Source organism: Kitasatospora sp. NPDC059462 (assembly GCF_042749955.1).
GTDB lineage: Bacteria > Actinomycetota > Actinomycetes > Streptomycetales > Streptomycetaceae > Kitasatospora.
Genome location: NZ_JBHYUU010000301.1, coordinates 1 through 6,194, shown reverse-complemented (window position 1 = coordinate 6,194; position 6,194 = coordinate 1). Strand labels below are relative to the sequence as shown.

Genomic DNA, 6,194 nt, shown 5'->3' with positions numbered 1-6,194 from the left:
CGTTCTAGTCGATTTCGTTGTTTGTTGTGTTTTTGGGGGGGTTCCGTCTCACCACCCCCCCCCCCCCCGCCACACCACCACAACACCGCAGGAAGGACGTACCGGAAGGGTCTTTCCAAGCAGGCCCTCGCTCACGGCGAGCAAGGGGACACCCGGGTCAGACACGGTCGTCGAGTTCACCAGCCTTGATGCTGGCAAGAAGGCCCGCAAAGGCAGCCGGGTCCGCGAACAGGACCGTGGCAGGGTCATCGGACTCCCGGATTTTGACCACTCCGCCCCCTGCACGCACCTCGACACACTCGTTGTTCGAGGCGCTGTAGCTGGACTTCTGCCACTCTGAGCCAGACATTGGCAGCCCTCACTTCCTTCATGACGGATCGGACGAAATCGCGCGATTCCTCTTCGGAGAGAGCAGTGGAATCGAGACGAGAGAAGATGACTCGATGCTTGGCCAAGTCGGCTTGCGAGTCGAAGAAGAGCGCGTCTTGGGATACGTCCATCTCAATGGTGTCGAGCTCAGGAACAGGGCCTTCGGCAAAGGTCAGGTTCTCGCCGGACCCCGGGAAGGTGTCGAGCGCGAACGGCACCACCCTCACCGAGATCCCTGCCTGCTCGGAGTCCCCGATCAGGGCACCGAGCTGATCAACGAGCACCGCAGGACCTCCGAACTGCATCCGCAGTGCGGCCTCATGGATGAATGTCCGCAAGGGCATGACGCCAGAACGAACGATCTCCTGCCGTCGGATCCTGAAGGCGGTCCTTGCTTCGATCTCCTGTGGCGGCAGCGGCGGGAACAGTCGGGCGAACACTGCTGACGCATAGGCGCGGGTCTGGAGCAGGCCAGGCATGTAGGCGGTGGTGCAGAAGGTCAGTCGCTCAGCATGGGCCTCAAGTTCGGCGACCTCAAGAAAGTCGACGGTCAGGACACCGCGGTGATCGTCCCGGCCGGCTGCTGGCGGTCGACGTGACGCCCCGGCTGCCGGACGGTGAACCGATCGACCCGCCGGTGGTTCCGCCCGGGGTGTAGGCCAGCGAGTGTCGCAGCCTGTTCGCCGTCGTTCCAGAGTCCCCTACTTCCGCGCCCACCAAGCGGCGAGAGCAGTCCCGCCCGCAGATGCCACTGTGATGAGCCAGGCTGGCACGCGCTGCACAGTCAGGTGGAGGCTACCGATGCGGAGTTCGAAGGCCGGTCGGGCCTTGGTGTGGGGCGCCATGACGTCCTCTCGTCGATGTGGGTGAGCCGAGCGTAGGAAGCCCACAGCACGAACGGGAAGGGATCACGGCTACCAACTCCGCGAAAGCCGTGAAAGATCGTTCAGGTGGGCTGCTCGCTCTGTTGCGAGCGTAGAGCGGCGCGGGTCCGCAGAACATGAGACTGATGCAGACACTTGTTTAACGGTTTAACGCCCGGTCGGCCGAAGCCTCGACCGAGGCGACCCCAGGAGGGTGACTCCCTGCGCTCCCCACAAAGCGCGGCAGGGAGGCACATTTCTCGCCTGGCCAATTGGGCCGGTGCGGGATCTAAATGGCCTGCCTCGCCCTCGCCCCCATGGGGCCAGGGCGGGGTGCTCCAGAGGTTCCCGACTGTGCCGCTGGTGCCCCACCCCTACTCGCCGCACTTGCCCTGGAAGCGGCGCGGGACCTGGGAGACCTCAGCGGCCAACCACCTCTCCGAGTAGACGAGTCCGCGCTTATGGGCCTCGCAAAAGGCTTCGCAGCGCATATCCGTGAGTCGTAGATTGCCTTGAAGCACAAAGAGACCCCAGCGATTCCGCTGGGGTCTTCCTGTGTTTCCGGCAGCGTCTACGGCGTGTACTGGTAGCCGATGGTGAACCGGGGAGGCAAACACGCCTCCGTGTACTCGATCAAGCCTTCGTCGTCTGACCAGCGGTGAACGAGCGCCAGGATGGCACTACCGACCGGCACCGCCAGGGCGGCGGCTTCCCGCTGGTCTGCCGTTCGTGCATGCATGTCGTCGCGCGCCGCCGTGATGGTTCGGCCCGTAGCTTCGAGGACTCTTGCGGTGATCCCGTCGTTCCGGCCCGGCGCCGTGTTGAGCAGGTCGGGCACAAGTGCAGCGAAGTGTGCAGGGTACCAGGACACCGCGAAGAGAGTTCGCGACTTTCCACGCCCAGCAATGTACTCACGACGCACCAGTTGGGCCCCGTGCTCCAGGTCGAACAGATCCGCCACGTAGAGCGGCGGAATGACGATCTCGGCAGCCGTCACGCGGCTGGTCTCGCCGTCCATGAAGCTGGACTGCACCCTCTGCACCCGCGCGAGGCGGTCACGACTGCTGGCACTCACGCGCGGGTCGTCCGCGACAAACGTGCCCCGCGGCGACGTACGCAGGTAGCCCTCAACCTGAAGGTGCTGGAGTGCCCGGCTGACCGTGGCCACGGCAACGTTCCAGCGGCCGGCGATCTCCTTGTTGCTGGGGAGCTTTGCCCCCGGTTCCAGCTCTCCGGACAGTATGCGCTGGCGGTAGTGGTCTGCGATCACAGACCAGGTCTTGGGTGTCCTGGTGGGCATGCCTGTTCGCTTCCATCCCGTGGACGATCTCCGCAAGAGCGGACTAGTTCACTCTCAACCGTAGCGGCCAAACTAGGCCACCCGCCATGCTGAACTAGGTCACTGACGCTCCGTCGGGAGTTGGGGGCCGATTCCAGTTGGAGAGGCGCACATGCGGAGTACGGCAATGGAGTGCGCGTGTGGTTGTTCGGTTCAGCCGCTCGCGGTGGGTTCGAAGGTTGCCGGACTCGCCCCGCCCGACCCCGTCACCGACGTCGGTGAGTGGACGTGCGGGTGCGGCCGGTTCGGCATCCTGCTGCCGCTCGACTACCTGAAGAAGAACCCCGAGGAGCTGCCCGTTCAGGCCTGCGGGCGTAGGCGGGCCGCGTGATGAACCCGTACGGCCGCGCCGCGGTCACCGGGCGCTGGTTGAAGCTGCTCGGACGTGACCCCCGGACCGCTCTCAAGGTGTTGTGGTGCGGAACGCTCCAGTGGTCCCGGCCGGTGCTGCTGGTCAGCCCGACCCGGCGCCGGATCATTCAGGCCGTACGAGACCGGCCCAAGTAGCACCCCCAAGACCCCCGTCCTGGACGCGCTGTCATGGCTGACGCCTGCCTGGGACGGGTTCCAGCGCCCAGCATCTCCCACGGTGCTGGGAATTCCGATCGGCACGTCACGTGACACTGACGCCAGGTCGGGAACCCCCTTGCCGGCCCGGGGCTGGAGTTGTTCCCGCCCTACACGATCACGAAGATCCTGACGGAGTCGGCATGATGCCCTTCGAGCCCCCGGTTCTCGGGGTAGCGCCGACCCTGGCCGACAGCATCGGATGCGAGTGCGCACTCAAGGCCGCGGGCGGTTGCGTCGAAGACCTGAAGCTCCCGCGGCTGCAAGAGGTCTACCGGCACACCGACGGGCGGGAGGGCGTGTTCCTCGGACGGCGGCGGCACGGCGACCCGACCACCGGGACCGTCACCTCCACCGTGGTCCTGTTCCACAGCCGGGTCGGCGGCAAGTCCGTCGTCTGGGCGCTGAAGTGCGCCGGGCCGAAGCCCGTTGAGAACCAGTACGAGCAGCGCCGTTCCGACCGCCCGCCGTCCACCGCGCGCAGACCGTTCCAGCCGGCCAAGCCGCCGATTGCCCACCAAGCGCCATGAACTGGAGGGAACATGCACGAGCTTATTGCAGCCCCGTTCCTGGGCAAGTTCGTTCTGCTGAAACCGGGCCGACTCGAAGGGATCACGCTCCCCGAACGGCGCTTCCGGGAGCTGGAGCGTGAAGGCGCCGTTCCGGCCTGGCTGGTCGACGCTGCTGACCGCCGGTGGGGCATCTCGCTGCCGGACCGGCCGATCAGCGAACTCGTTCTCGTCCGTCGACCGTCCGACTTCGGGCACGGCCGGGCGAGTTGGGAACTCAACAAGGGGTGCGACTTCGGCTGTGATCACTGCTTCCTGGGTGATCGCCCCTTCGCCGGCTTGGACGAGTCGGGCAAACACGCGCTGCTGCGGACCATGAGGGACGCGGGTGTTCTCTGGCTCCAGATGACGGGCGGCGAACCCCTGATCGACCGCGACTTCGCCAGTTCCGCCCAGCTCGCGCACGACCTGGGAATGATGATCGAAGTCCAGACGAACGGTTCGCGTCTCGCACGGCCGGAGATCCTGTCCGCACTGGCGTCCGCCAGGCCGTACCGGGTGGCGGTCTCCCTGTACGGCGCCACACCCGAGACGTACGACGCGTTCACGCACAGCCGTGGGGCGTACAAGCGCGTCACGGCGGGCCTTCGGGCCGCGGTCGACGCCGGGGTTCCCATCCGATTGACGTTGATCATCACGGCACAGACGGCGCCCGAACAGGCTCAGATGCACGACATGGCTGACGCACTCGGAGTGCCGTACACCGAGTACACCCACATGTCGCCCACGATCTACGGCGGGGGTGCGCCACTGAAGTCCCAGAGCCCGGCGCACCTGAAGCTGCCCGGCGGGTTCGAAGGCTGCAACGCGGGTCACACGTTCTTCCACGCCGACCCGCACGGCAAGGCTTCGATCTGCAAGGTCGGTCGCGATGAGCAGATCGACTTGACCCAGGGCGTCCGCGCCCTTTCCCGCCTTGGCGAAATTGCCGATGGCCTCATGCTTCGCACCGGTGGCTGCACCGGCTGCCGGCTCTCCGCGAACTGCGCGGTTTGCCGGCCGCTGGCCAAGCGCTACCAGGAGGCGAAGGCACCACTGAACACCTACTGCCAGCACGGACAGGAAGGAAGTACAGCATGACCGCTGTCATGGTGGAGATGAGCCCCACCCGCACGGAGGAGGGGGACGAGGAGCTGTCGTTCTTCGACGACGCGGAGCGCTTCGGTGCGGACGCGCTGCCGGGTTGCGGCGACGACAACCCGTACGTGTAGTCCGGTACTAGCGTGACTGCCCCGGACGGGATTTCCCGCTTTTGAGGGGCCCGGCCGGGGCCGTCCCGATCAAGCGAACGGATGAATGTGTCCACAAGTCGTATCCCGTACGCGGAGCTGCCTCCCCACGTCCGGGCCGCAGTCGAAGCGCACACCGGTCCCGCTCTGAAAGCCGATTCGGCGAGTGAAGGATTCAACAGCGAGATCGCCGTCCGGCTCGTCTCGCAAACCGGCGAGTACTACGTGAAGGGGCGTCTCGCGGATCATCGCTGGGCGTGGACCCAGCGCCGCGAAGCTGAGGTGAACCCCTACGTCCGCGGAATCGCCCCTACCTTGGTCGCCCGCGTCGAGTCCGGCGGCTGGGATCTGCTGGTCTTCGAAGCGGTCGACGGCCACCACGCCGACTACCGGCCTGGGTCGTCCGACCTTCCGAAGGTCGTGGACGTGCTCCGCCGGCTGGGGCAGCGTCCCTGTCCCAAGATCGAGCTGCGGCACGCGGAGCAGCGGCTAGAACGGCATGTCGACCGCCCCGAAGACCTCGCCCACTTCACTGGGGACGCGCTGCTCCATACCGACTGGAACAACACCAACGTGTTGGTTTCGGCGGACCGGGTGCACGTCGTTGACTGGGGCTGGGCCACGAAGGGTGCCCCGTGGCTGGACGCCGGGTTCTGGGTCATCTGGCTGGTTGCCTCTGGGCACGAGCCCGCGGCGGCTGAACAGTGGGCCGCCCAGGTCCCGGTATGGCTGAAAGCCCCCGCTGAAGGGATCGACGCGTTCGCCGTCGCCAACGCCAACATCTGGGACGAGATCGGCGGCCACGACCCGGCCCCGTGGACGGCGCGGATGGTCGACGCGGCCCGACGGTGGCGGGACCACCGGAAGGCGGCTTAGCTGCCTGCCCCGTCCGGGTCCGCCTGGGCGGGGCTTTCGTCTTCGGCGGCCGGCCGGTCAGCACGGGTACCACTTCCGACCCCTCGCCCCAGCGCGTGGTGATCAGCCGGTCTTCTTCGCGCAGTACTTCAAGCGCTCGCCGAACGGTCATGGTTGCAACGCCGAACCGCGCGGCAAGCGCCGATTCCGACGGGAACGGCACCGGATTGTCCGGGGGCGTCGTACTTGCCCGCACGAATTTCCGCAGCAAGTTCGACGGCAACGAGCCGGTACAGCGGGACGCGCGGAGCAGCAGGGGGCCACCGGCGAACAACCCGGCGCAGGAAGTCGGCGACATCGACTTCCTGCGCCGTCCCTCTCGGTGGCGGGCTTCGAGGCATGC

At 66.6% G+C, this 6,194-nt stretch carries 10 protein-coding genes; 7 read left to right on the top strand and 3 right to left on the bottom strand.

All coding sequences use genetic code 11. The features are described from left to right. Positions 1 to 157: 157 nt before the first annotated feature. The 3 genes from ACFXAM_RS37250 to ACFXAM_RS37240 all read right to left on the bottom strand — a co-directional run bounded on the left by ACFXAM_RS37250 (position 158) and on the right by ACFXAM_RS37240 (position 2,532). On the bottom strand, positions 158 to 289 hold the full coding sequence (locus tag ACFXAM_RS37250) for a hypothetical protein (protein ID WP_380298194.1): 132 nt from the start codon (positions 287 to 289) through the stop codon (positions 158 to 160). Next, on the bottom strand, positions 246 to 923 hold the full coding sequence (locus ACFXAM_RS37245) for a DUF5753 domain-containing protein (RefSeq protein ID WP_380298196.1): 678 nt from the start codon (positions 921 to 923) through the stop codon (positions 246 to 248). The genes ACFXAM_RS37250 and ACFXAM_RS37245 overlap by 44 nt, the downstream gene beginning before the upstream one ends. A gap of 880 nt (positions 924 to 1,803) precedes the next feature. Then, positions 1,804 to 2,532 (bottom strand): GntR family transcriptional regulator, encoded by a 729-nt coding sequence (locus ACFXAM_RS37240; protein WP_380298192.1) that lies wholly within the window; start codon positions 2,530 to 2,532, stop codon positions 1,804 to 1,806. A 205-nt stretch (positions 2,533 to 2,737) separates the two neighbouring features. On the opposite strand from ACFXAM_RS37240, the gene ACFXAM_RS37235 reads away from it, so the two are divergent. The 7 genes from ACFXAM_RS37235 to ACFXAM_RS37205 form a co-directional block, all read left to right on the top strand. Next, positions 2,738 to 2,902: a hypothetical protein gene (locus ACFXAM_RS37235; protein ID WP_380298190.1), complete on the top strand. Its 165-nt coding sequence runs from the start codon at positions 2,738 to 2,740 to the stop codon at positions 2,900 to 2,902. Beyond that, entirely contained in the window at positions 2,899 to 3,078 is a 180-nt protein-coding gene (locus ACFXAM_RS37230; RefSeq protein WP_380298189.1) for a hypothetical protein, read from the top strand. Before ACFXAM_RS37235 ends, ACFXAM_RS37230 begins: the two co-directional genes overlap by 4 nt. A 203-nt stretch (positions 3,079 to 3,281) precedes the next feature. Further along, entirely contained in the window at positions 3,282 to 3,668 is a 387-nt protein-coding gene (locus tag ACFXAM_RS37225; protein ID WP_380298187.1) for a hypothetical protein, read from the top strand. A 12-nt stretch (positions 3,669 to 3,680) separates the two neighbouring features. Further along, positions 3,681 to 4,787: a radical SAM protein gene (locus ACFXAM_RS37220; protein WP_380298185.1), complete on the top strand. Its 1,107-nt coding sequence runs from the start codon at positions 3,681 to 3,683 to the stop codon at positions 4,785 to 4,787. Continuing rightward, on the top strand, positions 4,784 to 4,918 hold the full coding sequence (locus ACFXAM_RS37215; RefSeq protein WP_380298184.1) for a hypothetical protein: 135 nt from the start codon (positions 4,784 to 4,786) through the stop codon (positions 4,916 to 4,918). The genes ACFXAM_RS37220 and ACFXAM_RS37215 overlap by 4 nt, the downstream gene beginning before the upstream one ends. 81 nt (positions 4,919 to 4,999) lie before the next feature. Further along, on the top strand, positions 5,000 to 5,812 hold the full coding sequence (locus tag ACFXAM_RS37210; protein ID WP_380298182.1) for an aminoglycoside phosphotransferase: 813 nt from the start codon (positions 5,000 to 5,002) through the stop codon (positions 5,810 to 5,812). Positions 5,813 to 5,961: 149 nt separating this feature from the next. Next, on the top strand, positions 5,962 to 6,194 hold a 233-nt coding region (locus tag ACFXAM_RS37205; protein ID WP_380298198.1), incomplete at its 3' end, for a hypothetical protein.